General features: G+C 52.6%; 22 protein-coding genes and 1 tRNA gene. 17 read left to right on the plus strand and 6 right to left on the minus strand.

Annotated features, from left to right (window positions below; genetic code table 11):
- Positions 1 to 190 precede the first annotated feature (190 nt).
- From rlmN to PT275_RS02755, 14 genes are all read left to right on the plus strand, one after another.
- Positions 191 to 1,369 carry a 23S rRNA (adenine(2503)-C(2))-methyltransferase RlmN gene (gene rlmN / locus PT275_RS02690; protein ID WP_277153631.1) on the plus strand — a complete coding sequence of 393 codons (1,179 nt, stop codon included), beginning with the start codon at positions 191 to 193 and terminating at the stop codon, positions 1,367 to 1,369.
- A 353-nt stretch (positions 1,370 to 1,722) separates the two neighbouring features.
- The gene (gene hisF / locus PT275_RS02695; protein ID WP_277152103.1) at positions 1,723 to 2,508 is read left to right on the plus strand and encodes an imidazole glycerol phosphate synthase subunit HisF; all 786 of its coding nucleotides are present in this window, start codon (positions 1,723 to 1,725) and stop codon (positions 2,506 to 2,508) included.
- 124 nt (positions 2,509 to 2,632) lie between these two features.
- On the plus strand, positions 2,633 to 3,052 hold the full coding sequence (hisI, locus tag PT275_RS02700) for a phosphoribosyl-AMP cyclohydrolase (RefSeq protein WP_277152104.1): 420 nt from the start codon (positions 2,633 to 2,635) through the stop codon (positions 3,050 to 3,052).
- 308 nt (positions 3,053 to 3,360) lie between these two features.
- Entirely contained in the window at positions 3,361 to 4,290 is a 930-nt protein-coding gene (lgt, locus tag PT275_RS02705; RefSeq protein WP_277153632.1) for a prolipoprotein diacylglyceryl transferase, read from the plus strand.
- A 141-nt stretch (positions 4,291 to 4,431) separates the two neighbouring features.
- On the plus strand, positions 4,432 to 5,097 hold the full coding sequence (gene rpe, locus PT275_RS02710; protein ID WP_277152105.1) for a ribulose-phosphate 3-epimerase: 666 nt from the start codon (positions 4,432 to 4,434) through the stop codon (positions 5,095 to 5,097).
- Positions 5,097 to 5,408: a phosphoribosyl-ATP diphosphatase gene (locus tag PT275_RS02715; protein WP_277153633.1), complete on the plus strand. Its 312-nt coding sequence runs from the start codon at positions 5,097 to 5,099 to the stop codon at positions 5,406 to 5,408. The genes rpe and PT275_RS02715 overlap by 1 nt, the downstream gene beginning before the upstream one ends.
- Positions 5,409 to 5,488: 80 nt before the next feature.
- A complete protein-coding gene (gene hisG, locus PT275_RS02720) occupies positions 5,489 to 6,340 on the plus strand; it encodes an ATP phosphoribosyltransferase (RefSeq protein WP_277152106.1) in 852 nt (283 codons plus the stop codon).
- An 8-nt stretch (positions 6,341 to 6,348) separates the two neighbouring features.
- Entirely contained in the window at positions 6,349 to 6,957 is a 609-nt protein-coding gene (locus PT275_RS02725; protein ID WP_277152107.1) for a CDP-alcohol phosphatidyltransferase family protein, read from the plus strand.
- Positions 6,954 to 7,934 (plus strand): DUF881 domain-containing protein, encoded by a 981-nt coding sequence (locus PT275_RS02730; RefSeq protein ID WP_277152108.1) that lies wholly within the window; start codon positions 6,954 to 6,956, stop codon positions 7,932 to 7,934. The genes PT275_RS02725 and PT275_RS02730 overlap by 4 nt, the downstream gene beginning before the upstream one ends.
- On the plus strand, positions 7,934 to 8,266 hold the full coding sequence (locus tag PT275_RS02735) for a small basic family protein (protein WP_277153634.1): 333 nt from the start codon (positions 7,934 to 7,936) through the stop codon (positions 8,264 to 8,266). The genes PT275_RS02730 and PT275_RS02735 overlap by 1 nt, the downstream gene beginning before the upstream one ends.
- A gap of 5 nt (positions 8,267 to 8,271) precedes the next feature.
- Positions 8,272 to 9,087 carry a DUF881 domain-containing protein gene (locus PT275_RS02740; protein WP_277152109.1) on the plus strand — a complete coding sequence of 272 codons (816 nt, stop codon included), beginning with the start codon at positions 8,272 to 8,274 and terminating at the stop codon, positions 9,085 to 9,087.
- 4 nt (positions 9,088 to 9,091) lie between these two features.
- The gene (locus PT275_RS02745) at positions 9,092 to 9,532 is read left to right on the plus strand and encodes an FHA domain-containing protein (protein ID WP_277152110.1); all 441 of its coding nucleotides are present in this window, start codon (positions 9,092 to 9,094) and stop codon (positions 9,530 to 9,532) included.
- A gap of 41 nt (positions 9,533 to 9,573) precedes the next feature.
- Positions 9,574 to 10,254 carry a MerR family transcriptional regulator gene (locus PT275_RS02750; protein WP_277152111.1) on the plus strand — a complete coding sequence of 227 codons (681 nt, stop codon included), beginning with the start codon at positions 9,574 to 9,576 and terminating at the stop codon, positions 10,252 to 10,254.
- Between the two features lie 137 nt (positions 10,255 to 10,391).
- Positions 10,392 to 10,772 (plus strand): hypothetical protein, encoded by a 381-nt coding sequence (locus PT275_RS02755; protein WP_277152112.1) that lies wholly within the window; start codon positions 10,392 to 10,394, stop codon positions 10,770 to 10,772.
- A gap of 518 nt (positions 10,773 to 11,290) precedes the next feature.
- Here PT275_RS02755 and PT275_RS02760 read toward each other — a convergent pair.
- From PT275_RS02760 to PT275_RS02780, 5 genes are all read right to left on the minus strand, one after another.
- A complete protein-coding gene (locus PT275_RS02760; protein WP_277152113.1) occupies positions 11,291 to 11,638 on the minus strand; it encodes an RNA polymerase-binding protein RbpA in 348 nt (115 codons plus the stop codon).
- A gap of 83 nt (positions 11,639 to 11,721) precedes the next feature.
- A complete protein-coding gene (locus PT275_RS02765) occupies positions 11,722 to 14,472 on the minus strand; it encodes a DEAD/DEAH box helicase (protein ID WP_277152114.1) in 2,751 nt (916 codons plus the stop codon).
- A gap of 74 nt (positions 14,473 to 14,546) precedes the next feature.
- Positions 14,547 to 14,999, minus strand: a complete 453-nt coding sequence (locus tag PT275_RS02770; protein ID WP_277152115.1) for a hypothetical protein — start codon at positions 14,997 to 14,999, stop codon at positions 14,547 to 14,549.
- A gap of 71 nt (positions 15,000 to 15,070) precedes the next feature.
- Entirely contained in the window at positions 15,071 to 16,993 is a 1,923-nt protein-coding gene (locus tag PT275_RS02775; protein WP_277152116.1) for a WYL domain-containing protein, read from the minus strand.
- 276 nt (positions 16,994 to 17,269) lie between these two features.
- Complete coding sequence (locus PT275_RS02780) at positions 17,270 to 18,667, minus strand: UTP--glucose-1-phosphate uridylyltransferase (RefSeq protein WP_277152117.1); 1,398 nt, start codon at positions 18,665 to 18,667, stop codon at positions 17,270 to 17,272.
- 481 nt (positions 18,668 to 19,148) lie between these two features.
- On the opposite strand from PT275_RS02780, the gene PT275_RS02785 reads away from it, so the two are divergent.
- Together PT275_RS02785 and PT275_RS02790 are read left to right on the plus strand one after the other, a co-directional pair.
- Positions 19,149 to 19,595 carry a helix-turn-helix domain-containing protein gene (locus PT275_RS02785; RefSeq protein WP_277152118.1) on the plus strand — a complete coding sequence of 149 codons (447 nt, stop codon included), beginning with the start codon at positions 19,149 to 19,151 and terminating at the stop codon, positions 19,593 to 19,595.
- Positions 19,596 to 19,762: 167 nt separating this feature from the next.
- Positions 19,763 to 20,851, plus strand: coding sequence for a zinc-binding alcohol dehydrogenase family protein (locus PT275_RS02790; RefSeq protein ID WP_277152120.1), 1,089 nt, complete (start codon positions 19,763 to 19,765; stop codon positions 20,849 to 20,851).
- A 77-nt stretch (positions 20,852 to 20,928) separates the two neighbouring features.
- Here PT275_RS02790 and PT275_RS02795 read toward each other — a convergent pair.
- Positions 20,929 to 21,002, minus strand: a tRNA-Pro gene (locus PT275_RS02795).
- Between the two features lie 293 nt (positions 21,003 to 21,295).
- On the opposite strand from PT275_RS02795, the gene PT275_RS02800 reads away from it, so the two are divergent.
- A complete protein-coding gene (locus tag PT275_RS02800; protein WP_277152122.1) occupies positions 21,296 to 22,456 on the plus strand; it encodes a CAP domain-containing protein in 1,161 nt (386 codons plus the stop codon).
- Positions 22,457 to 22,611 lie beyond the last annotated feature (155 nt).

Here is a 22,611-nt window from a genome sequence, read left to right on the forward strand (position 1 = left end):
CAGATACGAGAGGAATCCTAGATTACTGGTTGTTTTTTGAATGGATTGAATCGGTTATGTAATCCGTTACTTTCCGCATGGCCAGATAAAAACGATTTCAGCGTTTATATGACAATAAATGAGTCGAACATAGAGAATCGTAATAATGAATTTGAACCGTAATGAGAGCACAATGAACAATTCGGATGGAATGACGACGCCACCATCTCTGGGCACCGTAGAATCTGGGGTCACCGCGGGAGGGGAGACGGGCGGATTCCGGGATGTACTCGCGAAAAACCATGCCCGTCGTGGCAAGCCGCCGCTGCATTTCGCCGATATGAATGAGCCCCAGCGCATTGAGATGGCCAAATCGCTGGGGCTGCCGAAATTCAGGGTCAATCAGCTTGGTAACCACTATTTCGAACATTTCAACAACGACGTCTCCACTTTCACCGACTTCCCTGCGGCCAATCGCGAGGAAGCGCAGCGGATGTTCTTCCCTGAACTCATCACTGAGGTGACTCATCAGGTCGCCGACAACGGCACCACCATCAAGACGCTGTGGGAGCTTTTCGACGGATCGCACATCGAATCGGTTTTGATGCGCTACCCGAACCGCGCGACGCTTTGTATCTCCAGCCAGGTGGGTTGCGGCATGGGCTGTCCCTTCTGCGCCACCGGCCAGCTGGGGCTCACTCGCAACCTTTCTACCGCCGAAATCCTCGAGCAGGTACGTGTGGCCGCCAAGGCGATGGCTGACGGCAAAGTCGCCGGTGGCCCCGGCCGGCTGAGCAACGTCGTCTTCATGGGCGAGGGCGAGCCGATGGGCAACTATAAGTCCGTGCTTGCTGCGGTTCGTCAGATCAGTGCCATGCCGCCGGTCGGCTTCGGCATTTCGGCACGCAACATCACCGTTTCCACTGTCGGTGTGGTGCCTGGTATCAAAAAACTGACCCAGGAAGGCATTCCTGTTCGTCTTGCCGTCTCGTTGCACGCACCGAACGACGAGCTGCGTAATGAACTGGTGCCGATGAACCGACGTTTCAACTCCGAGCAGGTGCTCGATGCCGCCCACGATTACTATCTGGCCAGCCACCGTCGCGTCAGCATCGAATATGCGCTCATGCGCGGCATCAACGATCAGGCCGAGCACGCCCGTCAGCTGGCACATCGCCTGAATCATTACGGTGACAACTGGGTGCACGTCAATCCGATTCCGTTGAACCCCATTGAAGGCTCGAAATGGACCGCTTCCAAGCCTGAGGACGAAGCGCGTTTCCTTGATATCCTGCACAGTGCCGGTATCACGGCGACTTTGCGCGACACCCGTGGTTCGGATATCGACGGTGCCTGTGGCCAGCTTGCCGCCAAGAACATTCGGGCCTGATCCACGGACTTTGGGGATATCCAGCTTCCCCGTTTATAGAATGTTGTGTTGGAGCCGGAGAACCATGTTTTTGCCTCCAATACAACAAGAAACATCTCATCAAGAAGGGTCAGAGTCAGGAATCAGACAATCCTGCCTCCAACCCTGTGGGAATTGCGTCGGTTTTATGTGTTGGAGGCAGAATCGCCGTGTCCTGCCTCCAACACACTTCGCATTGGTGCTTCTATCGTTCGGGAAAGAACGGTAGAAGCTCCAATGGCAACACATGGTGTCTGCTCGTGAGATATAACGCATACGGACAGGGTTTTTAGTCTAGGCTTATAACATTGTTTGTTGGAGATAGGAGTTGCCTTATGTCACTGGCTGTACGAGTGATTCCGTGTCTGGATGTGGACGACGGACGTGTGGTCAAGGGCGTGCATTTCGAAAACCTGCGCGATGCCGGCGATCCCGTTGAGCTTGCGGGACGCTACTACGATGAGGGCGCAGATGAGCTGACGTTTCTTGACGTGACCGCTTCGAGCAGCCATCGGCAAACCATGATGGATGTGGTGACTCGCACGGCCGGACAGATTTTCATTCCCCTGACCGTCGGGGGTGGGGTGCGCACGGTGTCTGATGTCGACGCGCTGCTCCGTAGTGGTGCCGACAAGGTCAGTGTCAACACAGCCGCCATCAACAACCCCGAACTCATCAGCCAGGTCGCACAGCGTTTCGGCAACCAGGTGCTGGTGCTTTCCGTCGACGCCCGACGCGAAAAAGGGGAGCAACATACCGAGTCCGGCTTCGAAGTCACCACAATGGGTGGTCGGCATTCCACCGGCATCGATGCCTTGTGGTGGGCGCAGAGGGCGCAAGAACTCGGTGTGGGCGAGATCCTGCTCAACTCCATGGATGCCGACGGCACCGGTGATGGTTTCGACATCGAAATGCTCAAGGCCATGCGCAAAGTGGTCAACATTCCTCTGATTGCCAGCGGCGGTGCCGGCAAACTCGAGGACTTCCCTCCGGCGGTCGAGGCCGGAGCCGATGCGGTACTTGCCGCTTCGGTGTTCCATTACGGCAAGATGACAATCGCACAGGTCAAAGAAACCATGAAAGAGCACGGCATCACGGTCCGTGAGCCCTCTCTGACATGATAGAAGGATGTGGCAAAACCAATATTAGAACGGCTTTTATTGTCATATTACAATAACGGATATTCGACAGTTAACATTCTCTACCCCGAAGAACATTTGATTGGAGAAGGCAAGGACATCAATCATGGCACAGAGCATCACATATGATAACAGCAAAACATTGGATCCACGTCTCTCGGCACGTCTGAAACGTGACGACAAAGGCCTGGTGGCGGCGGTCATCCAGCAATACGATTCAAAGCAGGTGCTGATGGTCGGTTACATGAACGATGAGGCCTTGCGTCGCACCCTGACTACTGGCCGCGTCACCTTTTGGTCGCGTTCCCGTCAGGAATATTGGCGTAAGGGCGATACTTCCGGACATGTGCAGTATGTCAAAAGCCTGTCATTCGACTGTGACGGCGACGCTCTGCTTGTTCAAGTCGATCAGATCGGCGCCGCCTGCCACACCGGCGCCCGTTCCTGCTTTGATGAAGGTGGCCAGGTGCCAGTCGTGGTCGGACGGCGCAAACCTGAGGATGCCGTCAACGACGTTTGCCGCTAAACCCAGCCGGAGTGAGGTTGAGACAGTATATTCGGTTTTAGGCGGATTCGGCGCAATTGCAAATATCGTTATCGACACTGATCCGCTCTCCCGATCTTACCGTTTTTGTAAAGCCGGTTGGACGCGCCTTTCTACTTTAAAAACCTTTCATCGGCGAAGCCACCTCATGATTGCCTTTTGCGGTTATGGCGTCGGGTATGATGGCCGACAGAACAATAAAAGTTGACAGACGATCGAGGGTCATGACGCAAGGATTTACATTGAACGTGTTTACAGGACAACATCTGGCGTATATTCCTTCTCCGGGCATTTCAAAGATCGTCATTCCCAAGGTTTCCATCGGCAACTGGTCGATAGGTCCCATCCCGATTCGTTTTTATGCGCTCTGCATTCTTCTTGGCATCGTTCTTGCCATTTGGATCACCGAAAAACGCTGGAAGAAGGTCGGTGGCAATTTCGACCAGATTCTGGACATCGCCCTTTGCGCAGTGCCTGCTGGCATCATCGGCGCGCGGCTTTACCATGTCGTCACTACCCCGGAACGGTTCTTCGGACCTAACGGCGACCCAATGGAGATTCTTCGCATCTGGAACGGCGGGCTCGGCATCTGGGGCGGGGTGCTGTTCGGCGCTTTGGCAGCTTGGGCCTGGTGTCGGCACAAACACTATCCGATGGCACTGCTGGCCGATGCCGTGGCCCCGGCACTGCTGGTTGCGCAAGCGGTCGGCAGGCTTGGAAACTGGTTTAATCAGGAACTCTATGGGGCTCCGACAACCTTGCCATGGGGGTTGAAACTCAACATGACCGGTTCGGCCATCGGACATGGCGAACAATGCTATGACGGCGAAACCTGCCCGACGGGCACACTGTTCCAACCCACGTTCCTCTATGAGATGATCTGGAACCTCATCGGAGCGGCTCTGATCATTTGGATTGGCCATAAGGCCATGAACCGCCTTAAATCCGGTAGTCTTTTTGCCATTTATGTGATGTGGTACACAGTAGGACGCACCTGGATCGAGGCCTTGCGCATCGACTTTGCCCACGAAATTTTTGGCGTGCGCGTCAATGTCTGGGTTTCCTTGGTTGTTTTCATTTTGGGTGTTGTGGCCTTCATTGTCATCCAACGCTTGGGAAGCTCCACCATTGTGCTCTCCGAACGGTTGCGTACACTGACGGAAGTCGAGGAACAAGCCGAGGCCGATGCACAAAAATCACAGAAGAAAACAGAAAAATAGACTATCAATCAACTGATACTTCCCCAAATGTGGAATATTATCACAACCAATTTTTAGATGTCTAAAATTATGGATATGATTCTCTAAGGCATTGTTTTTAGCCGTTTTTCAAGTCGTTCGTACAACATAGGATAGGTAATTATGACCATTCAAATCGCACCCAGCATTCTTTCAGCGGATTTCTGCAATCTTGAGCGTGACCTCAAAGCCATTGACCACGCCGATATGGTCCACGTCGATGTAATGGACCATCATTTCGTGCCGAATCTGACCATTGGCGAGCCGGTCGTCCAGCGTATCTGTGAAGTCACGGATCTGCCTGTCGACGTTCATCTGATGATCGAAGACCCGGACCGTTGGGCCCCTGAATATGCCAAGCTCGGCGCTTCTTCGGTGACTTTCCATATGGGTGCCGTCCATGCGCCGGTACGCCTTGCCCGTCAACTTCATGAGATGGGTTGCAAGGCATGCTTCGCCGTTCGCCCTGCAGAACCGGTGGAACCGATTTTCGATATCCTCGACGAGTTCGACATGATTCTTATCATGACTGTGGAACCCGGCTTCGGCGGTCAAAAGTTCCTCAACAACCAGATGGCCAAGGTCCGTCGTCTTCGCGATGAGATCACCCGCCGCGGATTGGACACGCATATTCAGGTCGATGGAGGCGTAAGCCCGAAGACCGCCGACATCGTAGCCAAGGCCGGCGCCGACGTGCTTGTCGCAGGTTCGGCAGTATACGGTGCCGATGACCGTGCGAAGGCCATCGATGACATTCGCGCCAAGGCGGAAGCCGCGTATCAGGCCTGATACCGCTCGATGGGCGGGCCAAGGCAGCAGAGAAACAGGAGAACAACATGAAGACATTTGAATCACTGTTCAAAGAGCTCAGCGAAAAGGCCGAGACCCGTCCAGAAGGTTCGAAAACGGTTGATGAACTCGACAAGGGTACACATTTCATCGGCAAGAAGATCAACGAAGAGGCGGGGGAGACCTGGATTGCCGCCGAGTATGAAGGTGCCGACCGTACGGCCGAGGAAATGAGCCAACTCATCTACCACATCCAGGTGATGATGATCAAGCACGGCATCAGCCTCGAAGATCTTTATAAGAACCTATGACGTTGCCGGATTCGTTATTGGATCGGCATGTCCAAAAGAACCCTTCGAGAAAGCCTGATGAGAGAAGTGAAGGAGGAAAAATGCTGAGAATTGCCGTGCCCAATAAGGGTATGCTTTCCGAGCCTGCGTGGAGTCTGCTGCAAGAAGCCGGGTACCAGCTGCGTACCCAGCCTCGTCAATTGGTGGTCGACGACCACGACAACAACGTCCAGCTTTTTTACCTTCGTCCTTTGGATATCGCCATTTATGTGGGTCGTGGAGCCATTGACGTCGGCATCACCGGACGCGACATGCTTTTGAACACGGACACCGAGGCGAGCGAAGATCTTCCGCTTGGCTTCGGAACTTCCACGTTCCGTTTTGCTGCGCCAAAGGATTCTTCGATCAACAAGCTCGAAGACGTCAACGGCAAACGCATCGCAAGCTCGTTCGACAAACTCGTGGGCGACTATTTGAAGGAGCATGGACTTCACGCCGACATCACCCATCTTGACGGTGCCGTTGAATCCTCTGTTCAGCTCGGTGTGGCCGACCTCATCGCTGATGTGGTCTCCACCGGTACCACGTTGCGCAACGCAGGATTGAGGATCTTTGCCGACCCCATTCTCCATTCGGAGGCAATCCTCATCCGTTCGCCCCACGTACCGGAAAACGACAAACAGCTGGTCACCTTCAAGCGTCGCCTTGAAGGTGTGCTGACAGCCCGACGATATGTCATGATGGACTACGACGTGCCTGTCAGCAAGGTAGGAGCAGCGGTTGCGCTTACCCCCGGTCTTGAAAGCCCGACGATTTCACCGCTTCATGATCAGCAATGGTGCGCTGTCCGTTCCATGGTGGAACGTGAGAAGGTGAATCAAACGATGGATCAACTCTACGACGTAGGCGCCCGAGCCATCATCGTCACTGCATTACAGGCTTCAAGAATCTGAATCTAACTATGAAACTTCCACTGAATTCCACCCGCTATAGTCCGGATGCCCGTGATATTTATCTCACGGTGCCGAACCTCATCAGCTGTCTGCGCATCGTCTCGATTCCTTTCATCGCCTGGCTGACTGCACAACACAAGATGGTAGCGGCCCTGATTGTGTTGGTGGTTTCGGCGGCAAGCGATGGGCTGGATGGCATCATCGCCCGGAAATGGAATCAGGTCAGCAAAATCGGCCAGATACTCGATCCAGTGGCCGACAGGCTATTGATTTTCTGTAGTATTCTTGCGCTTGGGCTTGCTGGGATCATTCCTTGGTGGATGCTTTTCGTTGTGGGTCTGCGTGATCTTATCCTGTTGGTGCTGATTGTCATTCTGGCGCAACATGATTATGGACCTTTGCCGGTGCATTTCGTTGGAAAAGCCGGAACCGCACTGTTGATGATCTCCATCACTGCGTTGATTTTCGCAGATCTGTGGAACAACACGTTCACCCAGATTCTTCATCTGGCCGCGTTGGCCGCAGGAATCTGGGGGATTATCCTGTACTGGCTAGCGGGGTATATTTATATCCGCCAAGGTGTTACGTTGCTTCGTCACGACTCGGACAATGTATGACGAACGTGGAGCGCACACCTTTATCCTTTCCTGTTGGCGTTGAGGAGCAGTCAAGTAAACGGCGTGCTGTCTTCTCGCAAGAGGTGCGCAACGTCGGCTCTTGGCATGTGCTGAGCGATGATGACAATGCAACACTTTCCGCCAACCGTCATCGTCGCAAGGTCGATGACGACAGTCTGCGGCTTATCGATGACCTTACCAATCGCCCGCTGGACCCGTTGTTTTCGGATGCCAGACTTACCCAGCAAAAACCACACTCTAGATTTTCGATTTGGTTCACCCGTATCATCGTCTTCATTATTTGCATCGCTGTGGGCTTCATAGGAAGTGTTTTCGTCCGTCAGCTCAATACCGATCCGCGCAAACAGGTAAGGGCAAGCTTGATTTCGGAACTTGAACAACAGAATGTCAGCCTCAAGAAAATAACGACCGAAGTGACCGACCTGCATGCCAAAGTGGTCAAGCAATCGGATTCGATGCCGAATTCCGGTCCGGATTCCACGCTGACCCAAGATGAAATGGCCAATGGAACTCTTCCTGTCAAAGGCCCCGGTATTGTTGTCACGCTTGCCGACCCGGTCGCTTCCGCTGGCCAGACGGGCTCAGCCCCTCGAGAAAACAGCGGCAGCCATATCCGTGTGGTCACCGATGCCGATCTGCAGAGCATCGTGCTGTTGCTTTGGAAGGCCGGGGCCGAAGCGATTTCGATCAACGGCCAACGTATCGGGGTCTCGACTTCTGTGCGGACCGCAGGTCAAACGATTCTTATCGGAGTGAACCAGGTTGCCAGTCCCTATAAGATAGAGGCGATAGGCAACCAAAAGGACCTGTCGCAGCAGATGAGCGGCAAATCTCAGCCTGACCTGTATAGCACGCTCAATTCGGCGGGTATACACCCACAGGTGTCGAAATCCTATTCATTGAAACTGGCAGCCGCGGAAACCACGAACGTGACCTACGCAAAAAGGAGCAAATGATGGCAGCAGTGCTCGGTTTGATTATCGGGGTCATCGTCGGTATCTTCGTGAAGCCGGACATTCCCATCGTCCTGCAACCGTACCTGCCGATTATGGTGGTGGCGGCGCTTGACGCCCTGCTCGGCGCTGCAAGGGCCTATTTCGAACGTTCCTTCTCCGACAAGGTATTCGTCATCTCCTTCATTTCCAACGTTCTTACCGCAACGCTGCTCGTGTTGCTCGGCAACCAGCTCGGTGTCGGCTCGCAGCTGCAGACCGCCGTTATCGTCGTGCTCGGCATACGAATCTTCTCCAACGTCTCCGCCATTCGTCGGTTTATCTTCAAGGGCTGATGGACATGGCAGGGAAAAAAGGTCGCAATATCCTCAGCCGCATGCATATCCAGCATGCCCACGACCGGGAAAATGATCGGACCGATACCGGTTCCTTCCCCGTCGTCCGTAAGAAGCCGCCACGTCGCATCGGCGGTGGACTGGTCAGCAGACTCATGACCAGTCTGTTAATCGTCCTGCTGTGTGCCTTGCTTGGCTTCAGCTATGCCATTCAGCTCAACAACAAGACGTCCAGCTACGAGACCATGAGCGAGGAAGAGCTGACACGGCTCATCAGCGAGACCAGCACTCAGGTGCAGAACCTACAGCAGCGCAAAACCGAGCTGACCGGTCAGCTCGATTCTCTGAAGGCTGCGGCGAACAAACAGCAGGAGGCCCAGCGCATTGCCAAGGAGAATGAGGACACTAGTGGCATTCTCTCCGGCCGGCTGCCGGCGCAAGGCAAAGGCGTCATCATCACTATCTCTCAAGGAAGCAAGGAACGCATCGATGCGGCGACCATGTTCCAGCTACTTGAGGAGCTGCGCAACGCCGGCGTCGAGGTCATGGCATTGGACAATGTCCGGGTGGTCACCTCGACCTATATCTCCGACACCAAAAAAGGTTTGGAATGCGATGGACAGGCCCTTAAGGCCCCGTACAAGGTCAAGGCCATAGGGGATCCGCAAAATCTGCAGAATGCGGTCAACATCGCCGGGGGAGTCGGTTCCCGGTTCAAAGTGAAATTCGGCGCTGAAGTCACCGTAACCCCAAGCGAAAGTGTAGATATCAGCGAGACACGCGATGTTGGACAATACCAATATGCAAAAACGGTAGAATGAAGTTATGACTAATCCGATTCCAAGTGCGGGCGAAACGACCATCATCGGCCTTCCCGCTGTCAATATCCCTGCTACCTCTTCGGGGGACCGTCCTCTGACGCAAGAGGATCTGGACACCATCACCAAGCTGTCACCGGGGTCAGCGCTGCTGATTTCGACCAGGGGAGCGGTTTCCGGTTCTCGTTATCTGCTTGATGAGGATGAGGTCAGTGTCGGTCGTGACACGCATGCCGATATCCTGTTGGATGATTCCACGGTTTCCCGCGCGCACGCTGTGTTTCGCCGCAAAGGTGAGACGTTTGAAGTCGTGGATGCCGGCAGCCTCAACGGAACATATGTGAACCGCCAACGAGTCGATCAGGCGACGCTCCACAACGGCGATGAGATCATGATAGGGAAGTTCCGTCTGGTGTTCTTCTCCCCATCCGCCATCGTCTCCAAATGACGAATCTGTTGTAGATCGAGATGGGAAATAAGGGAAAGGACATGATCATGGATGTCGCCAATCAATCTTCGTCGGTGTCCCGAACCTTTTCTGCTTCCTCTTCAGCCGATCGTTCAACGAATAAGTCGGGCTCCGCAGCACGATTAGTACAAGGGGAGCTGTTCTCTGAAGCCGACGATGACGACATCACCAGAGGCTACCGCGGTACGGTGGCTTCCAAAGTCGCCGGCATCACTTACCGCCAGCTTGATTACTGGGCGCGCAAGCAGATTGTGGTTCCTTCCATTACGCCTTCGCACGGTTCCGGGTCGCGGCGACTGTATTCCTTTAAGGATGTTCTCATCCTCGCCGTCTCGAAGAAGCTTCTAGACCTCGGGGTCAACCTACAGAATGTAACCGCTGCCATTGGCTTTCTTTCTCGCCATCGCACCGCAGAACTTGAGAACATGACGATTATCTGTGACGGCGAGGATGTCAAGGAATGTGAAAACGGCGAGGAAGTGCTGAAACTGATCAATCAGGGAACGGCGGTGTTTGCGGTTACGGTGGGGAAGCTGTGGCACCAGGTCACCGAACAGCTTGAACAGGAAAAATACGTCGATGTCGGTCCGGGCGAGTCCGCTGCCTCCTCATTGCCCATCTCGCCCGTCGATGAGATCGCCGCACAACGGATGCGCGAAAAATTGGAAAACCAGCATCGTGAGCGTACCTTGCAACGTTGATTTGCATGGATATTGGCAGTTGGAAACAACCACCTTATTTATCGTGTATATTAGAATTTATTAGCTGTCAATTTATTGACCGATTCGATGTAAGAAAAACCGATTATTGAATATAACGCAAAGGCCTTACCAACATTATGATTGCTATTCTTCCTGGATTCCTATGGATATTCGCCTTGCTTTGGTCACTGGGAATTTGTGCCAAATGCCTGGTCAACGGTGCCTTGCGTAAGAAGGACGATCATCGCAAGGTCGAAACCTTACCATGGTCAATCATCATCATGCAGATTGTCTCGATGTTCCTGTGCTGCGTTCCGTATGGTATCTACAAGCTGTTGAGGGCTCAAATTACCGGCACAATCCGCCATTGGTACGCCATGCTCGGTATCCCGTCCGCTGTCATCCTCGGCATTCTCTTTGTGGCTGAACTTGTCCTGATGTATCTACAGGCCAAACGCGCCCAACGAGACATCATCGACGAAGTGCTTTCAAAGCGTCATCATCCAAAAATGAACTAACGAAACGTGCAACTGAAAAACAATGCAATAAGAAACATCGTGTGTGGAATCGGTTATTCAGAAAAATAAACTTTGTTGTCCGATAACCGAGGGACGTTATGCTAATGCAAAGTTGGGGAGCGCAAAGAGCTCCGTTATGTAAGCCAAGCGAAGCTTGGGTATATAACGGAGCGACGTTATGTCAAGATTTCTTCAAAATCTGACATAACGTACATTATCGGATTTTCGTTAACAATTGGATACTTTATAAGCAGCAGGTTCCGTTAGCCTCGTCACCAGTCAGATACTTTCCGGTTTCCTTCTCAACACCTCAATTGATAATCCGTCCAGCCAATAAAAGCTTCCAGCCGTTGTTCCATCAGAATGCCTTGTGAAACGAATCCGAACAGCATGCAGCAATCACACAACGCTAAAACCGCCATAATCAGCAATAAGGAAAACGGTGATGACTTGAGAGTCTTCAATCTCTCAAGTCATCACCGTAAAACAAAGCATTTATAGCCTGTTACCGATCGAGCTCACTCGTAATCCGGGAACCAACCTTCACGATGCATCTTGAGCCGCTTTTCAAGCAGTTCCTTGAGTTCGTCTTCGGTGCGGCGCTCCATGAGCATATCCCAGTGGGTTCGTGTCGGCTTTTTGATCTCGTCGACCTCGTCAGGATCGGCATCCTCACGTTTTGCGATTTCACCGCAGCGGCATTCCCATTCGTCAGGAATTTCGGCACCTTCCGCGAACGGCAGAATCGTGCGATGACCTTTCGGGCATACATATGCCACATCAGTTCTTGCCGCAAAATCAACATTTTCATCGGATTCAAGAGATTTCGCCCCGATACTCATACCGCGCAGACTGCGTTCCGCCATACATGCTCCTTATCTAACCTATTTCTAAAGTACAGAACAGTTCGGACGAGTCGATTATTCCCTCGTCGCTATCGTTTTACCGCTCAGTCAACGCCTGAATACGCTACGATGCCGCGGTTGATAAGTTGGTTTGCTTTTCTGGCGTTCTGCGCCAGATGTGGATTGTCGTGCTCATAGTAATCACCGGCAGTGGAAATCTGTTGAAGCACGTCTGAAAGACGTTTGGCGTTGCGAACGAAATCACCGCCGGTCAATTCGGTGCCATGCAGGATTTGTGCAAGGTCGTCGCCCCTCGCCCAGTCATATATCACGTCGACAAGTCCGAAATCGAGTGGTTCCAATTCATCGAGATCAGCGTCTTCACGCATCATCTCGACATCGGAAAACACGTCGCGCAGCTGTCGGCAACTCAATGCCACAGGGCCGTCCGGGCCGCCGGGATAGCGACGCGGTTCGTTGTCACCTCCCCTACGCGCCTGATACACAAGGGCAGACAAGGTCGCGGCCAATTCCTCCGGTTCCAGTTTGTCAAGGAAACCGTCGATAATCGCCTCGGAAAGCACCAGGTCGTACTCGCTATACAGGTGACGAAGCAACTGTCCTCGCAACGTGAGCTGGTAGTCTCGTTGATCTTGCACAGGTTGCACATCGTTCGCATGGCCTTTTGAAGATGCAACGAACTCGCCGTTCGCCTTAGATTGAGACGCTAACACATTGTTCCCGACATTCTGAGAATTGCTGCCTGTTGCATTGCCGGTCTCTTTAAGATATCCGAGAGAAGAAAGCACACTGCAGATCTGATCGAATTGCCGCGCAACAGAACCTGTCCGGGACATATAACGGACCCTGGCACGTTGGAGTTCTCTGGATTCACGCAACCAGCGATGTCCCCATTTCAGATGGTTCTGAAAGTCCGGGCAAGATTTGCACGGATGCTCGCTTTCTTCGGTTTTAAGCTGTTCAATGCGTCTATCGAGACTGAGGAATGCTTGGCTGCGTTCCTTGTCACTCCGGAAGCTTTGACGTTTGAGATGTCTGCGTTCGTCTTTCTGCAGATAGGAAAGCTTCTGGCGGTTGGTCATGAATTCCTTGAAGTCCCCATGCGAGCAGGCGAATGCCTTTTCATAGCCGTCGACGGCCTTTTCGAGCGTCTGGATGCGTGACACGAGATCTTCTGCGGATTCGTTGGCTTCCCATTGTGCAAACGAATGATCCAACGTATCGCGGGCGGTCTCATAGCTGCTGGAATTCAAGAGATTCACCGCCATGTTGAATGTGGGTTTGAAGCTCGAATGCAGCGGATAGACACGTTTGCTGGAAAGCGAGGCGGCCGTGGCCGGAACGAAGCCCCGGTGATCGACGATGACGGCATGGCCGATGGTGTCGATGCCACGTCTGCCGGCGCGGCCGGTGAGCTGTGTGTATTCGCCTGGGGTCAGTGTGACGTGGTCGACGCCATTGAATTTCTCAAGCTTTTCGATGACCACGCAACGTGCGGGCATGTTGATGCCTAGGGCAAGCGTTTCCGTGGCGAAGACCATCTTGACCAAGCCTTCTTCGAAAAGCCGTTCAACGATCTGGCGGAAAAGCGCGACCATGCCGGCGTGATGCGGTGCGAAGCCTTCTTCCAGGGCATACCGGAAACGCGCGAATCCGAGCGCCTTAAGGTCGGCATGATCGAGTTCGCCTTCGACCATCTCATCAACGATGGCACGGATGCGCATCACTTCGTCCTTGGTGGTAAGCTCCAGTCCGGCGCGAAGACATTGCTCGACCGCTTCGTCGCAGCCGTTGCGCGAGAAAATAAAATAGATGCCCGGCAGCAGGCCCATGAAGTTCAGTTCATCCACCACAGCCCATCGGCGTGGCGTGTAACGACGCACCTGGCCAGGTCTTCTGCGTCGTTCCACTCCCCCTGCCCGATGGCGATTCTTGCTGCCGCGACGCTCCTCATGGGCCCGTGACACGGCTTTGCGGTCAAGCTGATCGATGCGATCGACGAGTTTGGCGTTGAGTTTGTCGGTCTGCACTCCCGTTTTGCTGTGTCGGTAAAGATCGATGAGCTCAGGTTCGTGCTCATCGTCGCTTTGGACCATGACATGCTGTTCAAGCGGTACGGGACGCTTTTCCGAAACGACCAGCTTGGTGGCACCACGTACGGATTCGATCCATGCACAGAAATCCTCGACATTGGAAACGGTGGCGGAAAGTCCGACGATTTTGACGGATTCAGGAAGATGAATGATAACTTCTTCCCACACAGGCCCGCGGAACTTATCGGCCAGATAATGCACCTCATCGAGAATGACGTACCGGAGCGCACGCAGCGTTTCAGAATTTTCGTAGAGCATGTTGCGCAGGACTTCCGTGGTCATCACCACGATATTGGCCTCGGAATTGATGGATGTGTCGCCGGTAAGAAGGCCTACGTTTTCGCTTCCGTAAATATCGACTAAATCATGGTATTTCTGGTTGCTCAGCGCCTTGATGGGAGTGGTATAGAACGCTTTCACGTTCTTTTCCTCGGCCAGATGCATGGCGAAATCGGCTACGATGGTCTTTCCCGCGCCTGTCGGCGCCGCAACCAGTACATTCTTGCCGGCTTCCAGCGCCTCGTTCGCCTCTATTTGGAACGGATCGAGCTCAAACGGCAGCGTTCGGGCGAATCTCGCGGCTTCCGATCGTTCGTAAGCATTGTGCTTTTTAAATCTGGCATAGCGTTGTGCCGGTGATTGAGGTCGCTCCTCCGCCAAGCTTGTGTCATTAACCGAATCGAAGGCCTCGGAATCTTCGGAAGAATGTTTTTTGTGACGATAATGATGTGAATGACTCATAACAATGAAACTGTCGATTCATGAAAGGCGGGTTGCTTTGATTCAATGCCTGTGGATACCCGCGAAATCCGCATTCAGTTGGCTTTAACACCGTTGCCGGCATTCACGGCATCTGTCGATAAAACGTGATTTGCAGAGGAGGAACCAATGGTTTGCAGCGCTGGTTGTGAACATGGATGGGTAGCCTCGCAATTTGGGTCGCTGGTAAAGGGCACGCGGTTGCGCTTCCACACGCTCCAACGTTGCGCATGACGGTTATGCCTAGTGATCTTTCTGCATTCCACCTGTGTCTGCGCAAGGCTGTAACGATGGGCTGCTGTGGAAAGTGGCTGGGTAAACAGCGGTGCCTGATTCGAATTGCTGCTGGGCACAGGCTCCTGCATAGCATCAAGGTATTTCCGGATTTCCGTGCCCGTATCGGCAACGCTGTGGACCGCACGAAACGCATGGATGCCGGCATAGACACAACCCACCACAAGCGCGGTAAGCATGACAACCGTCACAATAATCCAACCCCACCAAGGCATGTGACTCTCCTTCACAGTCAGGATTGCGACCAATCAATCAGTCGACAATCCCCAGGTCTTTCGTGCTGTATTTACTGTTCCTGCTGGTTGTTGTTCTCAAGGCTCAATTCACGATGAGCACGCGCGACAATCATGGTCAGCAACGGTTCTGGTGCCACAGCCGTGATGTGCCGCGCGTGGGCGATCGCAAATGCCACGAACCAAGAATCCGAGGAAACCGTCAGGTGCACTTTCTCACCATCGCCGCAGCGCTCGACCGTGGCGCCGGGAAGGGTCTTGATGAAAGGCAAATCCGGTTTGTCAGTGATGAATACGGTCGGAGTGCCGTTGTCGAAACTCCACTTGCGCAACTCAGCCACCGGAACGTCAGGGATATCAAGGCGCGCGGTGGGCTGCACGAGCTCCGCCTTTTCGATGCGGGAAAGACGAAGGACCTGCCAGATGCGTGGCTGCCCTGTGGCCTTATTGATAGTGGTGTCTTTGGAAACGAACTGTTTTTCGTCCTTCGGTGCGGCCTTGGCGACATCCGTCCAGACGGCGACATAGTAGACGCCCTCATCCACGAAGATCTTGGATGGAGCCACCAGCTTGCGCCGGGTGCGTCCCGTACCATCAGTGTATTCCATATCCAGCAGAGAATCAGTGGAAATGGCGCGCTTGACCACGCTGAAACTGCGGGGCTCGACCTCATAACCGGTCAGCGAAAGCCAAGGGGTCTCCCCCGGCTTGACATGCTGGCGTAGACGTACGTACAGCGATTCTGCCTGTTCACGCTGCTCGGTAGGCAATAGCGAGGAATGAGCCAGATAACTTACCGAAGCGGTCAACATGCTCAGGTATTGTTGTGAAATGCCCGCCAGACGCTCAAGTCCGAGCGAATTCGTGGCCGAAACGATGCCGTCGGCATCGAGAAGCGACCAGTCGATATCGAAGAATTGGCTGCCGGCCATCTCGCCATCGTCGGAAACGGTGGTCAACGTGTTGATGTCCTTGCGAATGACGGCGACGCCCTTTTTCTTTTCATCTTCGGTTTTGGGCTCGCCGATAAAACGTTCCGCGAGTTCCTCCAGGGAATATTCCTCACCGAGGTGGGCCGAAAGGAAAAGCATGAGCCGCAGTCTGCGATCGACTTCGCTGCCCGTCTGGAACGAGGAATTACGCTTGGAATGCGACTTGCCGTTCTCAGAATCGATCTCACCGTTTGCGGTGGTCTTGTTGATCGACGGGGTGACGATGGTTTCCCGGATTTCACTTTGGCTTTCGTCGGCCAGTTTGAAATTGACGGCCGCGTTGAGTCTACGGTTCCAGGCATCAACAGCCTCTTGGGGCGAAACCACCGAGGAGCCGGGATGTTCGAGCATGAACATCGCCAAATCGTCCGAATCCGTATAGGCGACGTTCATGTGTCCGCCGTCAACGTCGATGGTTGCAGCGAACCGTCGCTGGTCGACCACCTTCATCAGGTTGTCGGGAATCGGTTGGGTTCCCAGACCCGGCGCTATCGAATCAAGTCCGAGACCGGGTGTCGGAGTTTGTGGCACCCTTGGCGCCGTACGAGAAGTATGCTGTTCCTCATGTTTCGCCGAGGACGAAGAAATCGACATCGAACGTGCCAGATAGTTCGCGGCGGCAAGCACCGGTAGGTCTTCCTGCTTGAAACGCAGCCTTACCCTAGGCTCATCCCCTAGTTGCAGACGATAGGACGCGAAATCCTGTCCTTCCGACTTCGACGAATATTCGGGTTGACGAGACTCGATGGCGATTCCCATTGCCGCAAGCTTGGCGCGGTCACGCTGGAATTGTTTGGCGAATGCCGCTTTTGCCGCCTGGTCTGCAAGTTCTCCGTACGAGTCGGCGTAGGCTTTGACCCGCTGTGCTATCTGCCGTGAAGTCAACCATTGAGGGAACGCAGATGATAGGACAGCGAGCACATCCAGTTCGTGCTTGCCCCACTTGTCGGAAAAACGACGCCTCCCGTTACTTCCTTCTGCCATTAGTCCTCACGTATCGTTAATGTTCAAATAAAGTACGCGCCTTGTGACACGCATCCTTATCTATATTAGATGCTTTTTCTGGTGAATTGCGGATTTTTACAAATTTAATTGTATTTCTCACGTTTTTGCCGTGTGTTATGGGCATTTTTTCAGTCGATTCACCAGAAAACATGGGAGACGTATTTCGTTTTCCGCCACGTCCCGTAACAGCAAAGTAAACGAGCCGAGCCGAATCCTTTACGCAATGGATTCGCTTCGACTCGTGCATTCAGCCAGTCACCAGAGCCACTCATCGGGTTCGACCCCTTGCGGTCCTACGAATTCCCCGTTTGGCACGTAGCTCGGCTTGCCTTGGTCTTCCAAAACCACATCACCGTAGAAGACGACATTATGCCCGAAGGTCCAGTCCCCATTGATCGTCACCGAATTGGCTGCGGCCAGCGACGGTATCGAATACGGGAAGCGGTTGTTGAAGTCCTCGATATTGCGATAATAACGGGGATCAAGGTTCACATCCGGGAAGAGATAATTGCCGTCCTCCATCTCATAGGAATCGGTAAGATGGAAGCGGTCGGAACGCATGATGAAGAGGTCGTCGGTGGTCTTGACCGGCAGGAAGCGCATACGATCGACCTGCACGCAGATCGCACCGTCGAAAAGACCGATCGCCGCTCCCATGGCGGTCTCCAGTTGCAGCACCTTCGTGGAATCGGGATCGGTGGGATCGACGGTTTTGTAATTGCGGATAATCGGCAAAGGCAACACGCCGTCATATTGCTCAAGCTTGGCCTTCAAAGCATCGATACGGACCCAGATGCTGTTGGTGTTGAAGTACGGATGACGTTCGATATCCTCTGCGGCCTCCTTGTCTTCAGGGTTGACCTGCGTCATTTCGCGCAAAACCAGACGGCCGGACTTCTTGTCGCGAACGAAATGGCCACCCTTGCGGTCCGCATATGTGCGGTTGGAGACCTCGACCATGAACGGCGCGCCCGTGTTCTCGAAATACTGTGCCAGCGTACGTGAAGGACGGGCGCCAAGGTTGTCGGAATTCGAGATGAACAGATATTTGAAACCCTGCTGGTCAAGAACATCCAGAAGACCGGATTCCCAGATGGTCGAGAACAAGTCGCCATGGCCGGGAGGGCACCATTCCAGTTCCGGATTTTCGGGGAACTCGACGGGTTTGCCGGTGGCCAAATCGATTTTCGGCTCCTGATGCTGCACGATCTGCATGGGTACGTTTTCCTGATGGAAATCCCGGCTGTGCCTGAGCACATTCATTGTGTCCTTCGAGGTGTGGAAGGAATTCATCAAGGTCAGCGGCAGCGGAACGTTGAGGCGCTGGCGCGCGGTGACCACCTGGCCCAGGATGATATCGATGAAACGCATGCGGCGCGCTTTGTGCCGGCGCACAGGAAGCAGCGACTTCGCCCTGTCCAGGCCCATAGATGTTCCGAGCCCGCCATTGAGCTTCAGGAATGCGGTCTTCGCGAAGGCGTGCACGGCCTGGTCGTGGTCAATGGTCTTGTAGACATCATGGAAGCTCGGTACATCCTGCAATGGTTCGATGTCACTCTCACGAATCCAGCTGCTGGCGTCGTTGTGCTGCCATTCCTCATACAACCGTTTGAATTGCGCTATGGCGACATCGCTCATGTTATGCTCACGCATCTTATGCGCAGAAGCTTCGAAGGCGTCTTCCAAGCCGCACCTCTTTCATAGTTGAGTAGTGTTCGTTGCTTTTTGGTGATAACCGACGGAGCAACGAACCAATAAACATAGTCTTCAACTGTACTAGCTTTTCTGGAAGCTCGCTGGACGGCAGACCGACGAAACGTAAACGAACAGTAAAAATGTTCGGTTTAGCGTGTAGATGATTATTGCGATACTGATTGTGAGAACGTGGTTACGTCAACATTATCTTGTGCGTCCAGATTCAATTCGTCAGGATTTGCTTTCTTGCTTGATTCAATTGTTTTGCACGGTGGACCCAATATTTTGTCGCGAACTATTGCAGCACAACCTCGGCTCCTATGGGCCTGCGAACTAAAACATAACAAACCAAATTTAACTATATCAATGAGATATAAATAGCATTCTTGAACTATCTCGAAGATATGTACTATCTTTAGGATAGTAAGAATTAAGATAAATGACTGAACAGAAGCCACGCATGTATTCTCATAATGATTTTCAGGAGAAAACCTCCGAAAAGAAAAAGCACACGGGCGATGTGTACTCGCCTGACTGCCCATGCCGCGGTTTGCTTGACGTCGTGTCGGGCAAATGGTCGGCAATGGCCGTGGAATCGCTGGCTGACGGTCCGATGCGTTTTGGCCAGCTGCAGCGCAGATTGGTGGGAATCTCGCCGAAAGTGCTCACGGCCACGCTGCGTCGTCTCGAGGACGCAGGACTCATCGACCGTGTGGTGTTTGCCGAAGTGCCCTCTCACGTCGAGTATTCATTGACTGAAGACGGACGAAGTGCGGTAGTTCCCCCTCCACGATTTGCGTCACTGGACGGAACAACATTACGATCTTGCCGTCAGACTCAACGAGGCCAGTACACACTGAAGCATGAATGTTTCACTTTCCATTAAGTAGTCAGCTTTATTTTTAAGACAGTTGATTGCTTTTATTTTCAACGCGAGTTCGGCTTCGCGCAATGTTCTACTTTCTCTAAAGTAACCCCATGCCCTTGCGGGTAACCACAATGGCAGCGTTAGACTCCTTTCCGTCATAACGACACCATATGGAAAGGAAAACGATGACGAAAGTTGCAAACAAGGCTGAAAATCAAGTAAAGACAAACCTCGAGAACGAAAATAACAAGATGAAGGCTGTAGTCCGCAGACAGGACGATAGTTCTTCGAACCACGAAAGTTGCGTGGATACAATACTTCCCGTTCCTGAGTCTCCTACCGGCCACAATCTGTTGGTACAGGTCGAAGCGGTGTCGGCCACGGCTAATGTCAAAGCGCAACGCTCCTTTGGTGCGGATACCGGAGACGAGGTTTACGGTTTTGATGCCGTAGGTATAGTGGAGCAATCAGGCGCGGATGCCACGCTTTTCCACCCCGGAGATAAAGTCTGGTATGCGGGCGATATCACTCGACCAGGCTCGTACGCGCAATTCCAGCTTGTCGATGAACGCATCGTCGGCCATGCTCCCAAGACGCTTAAGCCGGAAGAGGCTGCGGCATTGCCACTGACCGGTCTGACCGCTTGGGAAACGCTCTTCGACAAGCTTCATCTTTCCGAGGATTCCAAGGGTACATTGCTCGTGATCGGTGCAGCGGGAGGTGTCGGATCAATCCTCATCCAGCTGGCCAAACAGCTGACGAAGCTCAACGTTATCGCGCTAGCTTCAAAACCGGAATCACAGATGTGGGTACGCAAAATGGGCGCCGATTATGTCCTCGATTACCATGCGTCAGACTTGGCCAAGCAAATTCTTGAAATCGCTCCCAACGGCGTAGATTATGCATTCAGTGCGTATAGCAAAACGGCGATACCACTGCTCGCACAGGTCATGAGACCATTTGGCGAAATCGTGGCGATCGACGATCAACATGGGCACGATATGGACTACTACGCATTGAAAGACAAAGCCTTGTCTTGGCACTGGGAGCTTATGTTCGCCCGATCCAAACATCATGCGTCTGATCTCATTCGACAGCACGACATTCTTGAGCGTCTCGCCGAATTAGCGGACAAAGGTATTATCCATACCACAGCAACCACGCAACTCGACCCTATTAATGCGGAGACTGTCAATCAGGCGCAAAATCTCATCGCCACGAGCCATGAAATCGGCAAGATAACCATCGCCGGTTGGCCTAGTGAAAGCAAATGATTCTGCAAAACGGTGTTGACTGGAAACAACGAAACCTGGAATACCGCTATGCATAATTGGGATTCCAGGTTTTTTCGTCGGGTCGGCGGGATTTGAACCCGCGACCCCTTGACCCCCAGTCAAGTGCGCTACCAAACTGCGCTACGACCCGAACAGTGCAAAGCACCGAGAGAAAAGTTTAGCACATGCTTACCTTCAATGCTCAATCGGCGTGGCGAATCTTTCTAAATATCCCTTTTGGCAAATACTCAGTGTCATACAATCGGCAATAATGAAAAATGATTTGCTATTTTTTCTCCCCTTACTTCTCAAAGAATTCTCAAGCTTCCGATTGCATATTTGCTTGGTCTTAATATAGATATAGTATTAGTATGTCTATTTTAATAGATATCAGTTTTAGGTTTACCTATGTTAATTGTAGGTCTTTCGAAGAAGAAGGAAACTATGCGTAATGCATTAGGCAAAGCGGCCATCTGGATCACGGCTGCAGCAACATTATTGTGTGGCGTCGCCGTAAACGCGTCAGCCGCTGAACCGACACCGCAACAAGCCGCACAGACTGCTCTCGATGCGGCCAACAAACGTGTCGCCGATCTGAAACCGGCGGCTGACGCGGCCAAGGCCGAGGAAGCCAAAGGAACTCTGGGGTTCTTTACCGAAAACGGCAGTACCGAAGCCGTGGCAGATGTTGATGGCACCACCTTCGGAAGAACGTCTTGGTGGAAGTACGTGAATCTTGGGCAAAAGGGCGATGCTACCAGTCTTGAAAACCTTAAAGCCTCCATTGCTTATATTCGTAAGCTCAATGAAATCCGAACAGAAAATCATCTGGCTACTTTCAAAGTTGACGATTTTGCCATGGCACGAACCGAAGTGAACGCTGACTACGATGCCGTTGAATTCGAGCATCACAATTTCCTCAATGCTGAGAACATCGCCTCGGGCTTCAATAATCCTGAAGAGGCCTTTGATATGTGGTATACACAGGAGAAAGCTGTGTACGATGCCGCAATTGCTGCAGGGCAAACACCCAATTATTCAACAACAGGGCATTATCAGAACATTGTCAATTCCAGGTGGGTTACCACAGGTTTCGGTTTGCAGACAAAGGGTGGGTACGGATACACTGGCGTAAATGATTTTGAAGATACCGCCACTGGAAAGACCTACACCGTTGATGAATACGAAGCCAAAGTGGACGCCTATATCGGCAAGATCAACAATGCAATTGCTCCTTACGATCAAGCATTAAAAGACCAGGAAGCGGCACAGAAAGCTCTCGACAAGGCAAATGCTGATGCAGCCAAGCCTCAACAAAACGACAAGCAACCCACGGACGATAACAGTGGAAAGCAAACGCAGAATCAGCAGCCGACTCAGCCTCAGAATAAGGATTCTGCAATACATCCTACCTCAGCAGATTCCCATTCAGACAATGCGACTTCAAACAATCCGGTTTCCGGCAATCAGGTAGGTAATTCGACCCAGCGAAACACACAAACGCTTGCTAAAACAGGAGTGGCAGTCAATTTGGTCATTGCCATTGCGTTCTCAGCGATGCTGGCAGGTGCTTGCCTGCTGTGCCTGAACAAAATCAAGAGGTGACAACAACATAAACAATCTGTATTTGTGAAATTTTCAGCACAAAGATACATGGCCTGTGTTCGGTGAACAATCATCATCGGACACAGGCATTTTTATTCCCCATCTTCCTTGTATCTGGTATTTATCTTACCTTTGCATGACTGCAACAGCGAGTT

It is taken from the genome of Bifidobacterium sp. ESL0745 (genome assembly GCF_029433335.1).
GTDB lineage: Bacteria > Actinomycetota > Actinomycetes > Actinomycetales > Bifidobacteriaceae > Bifidobacterium.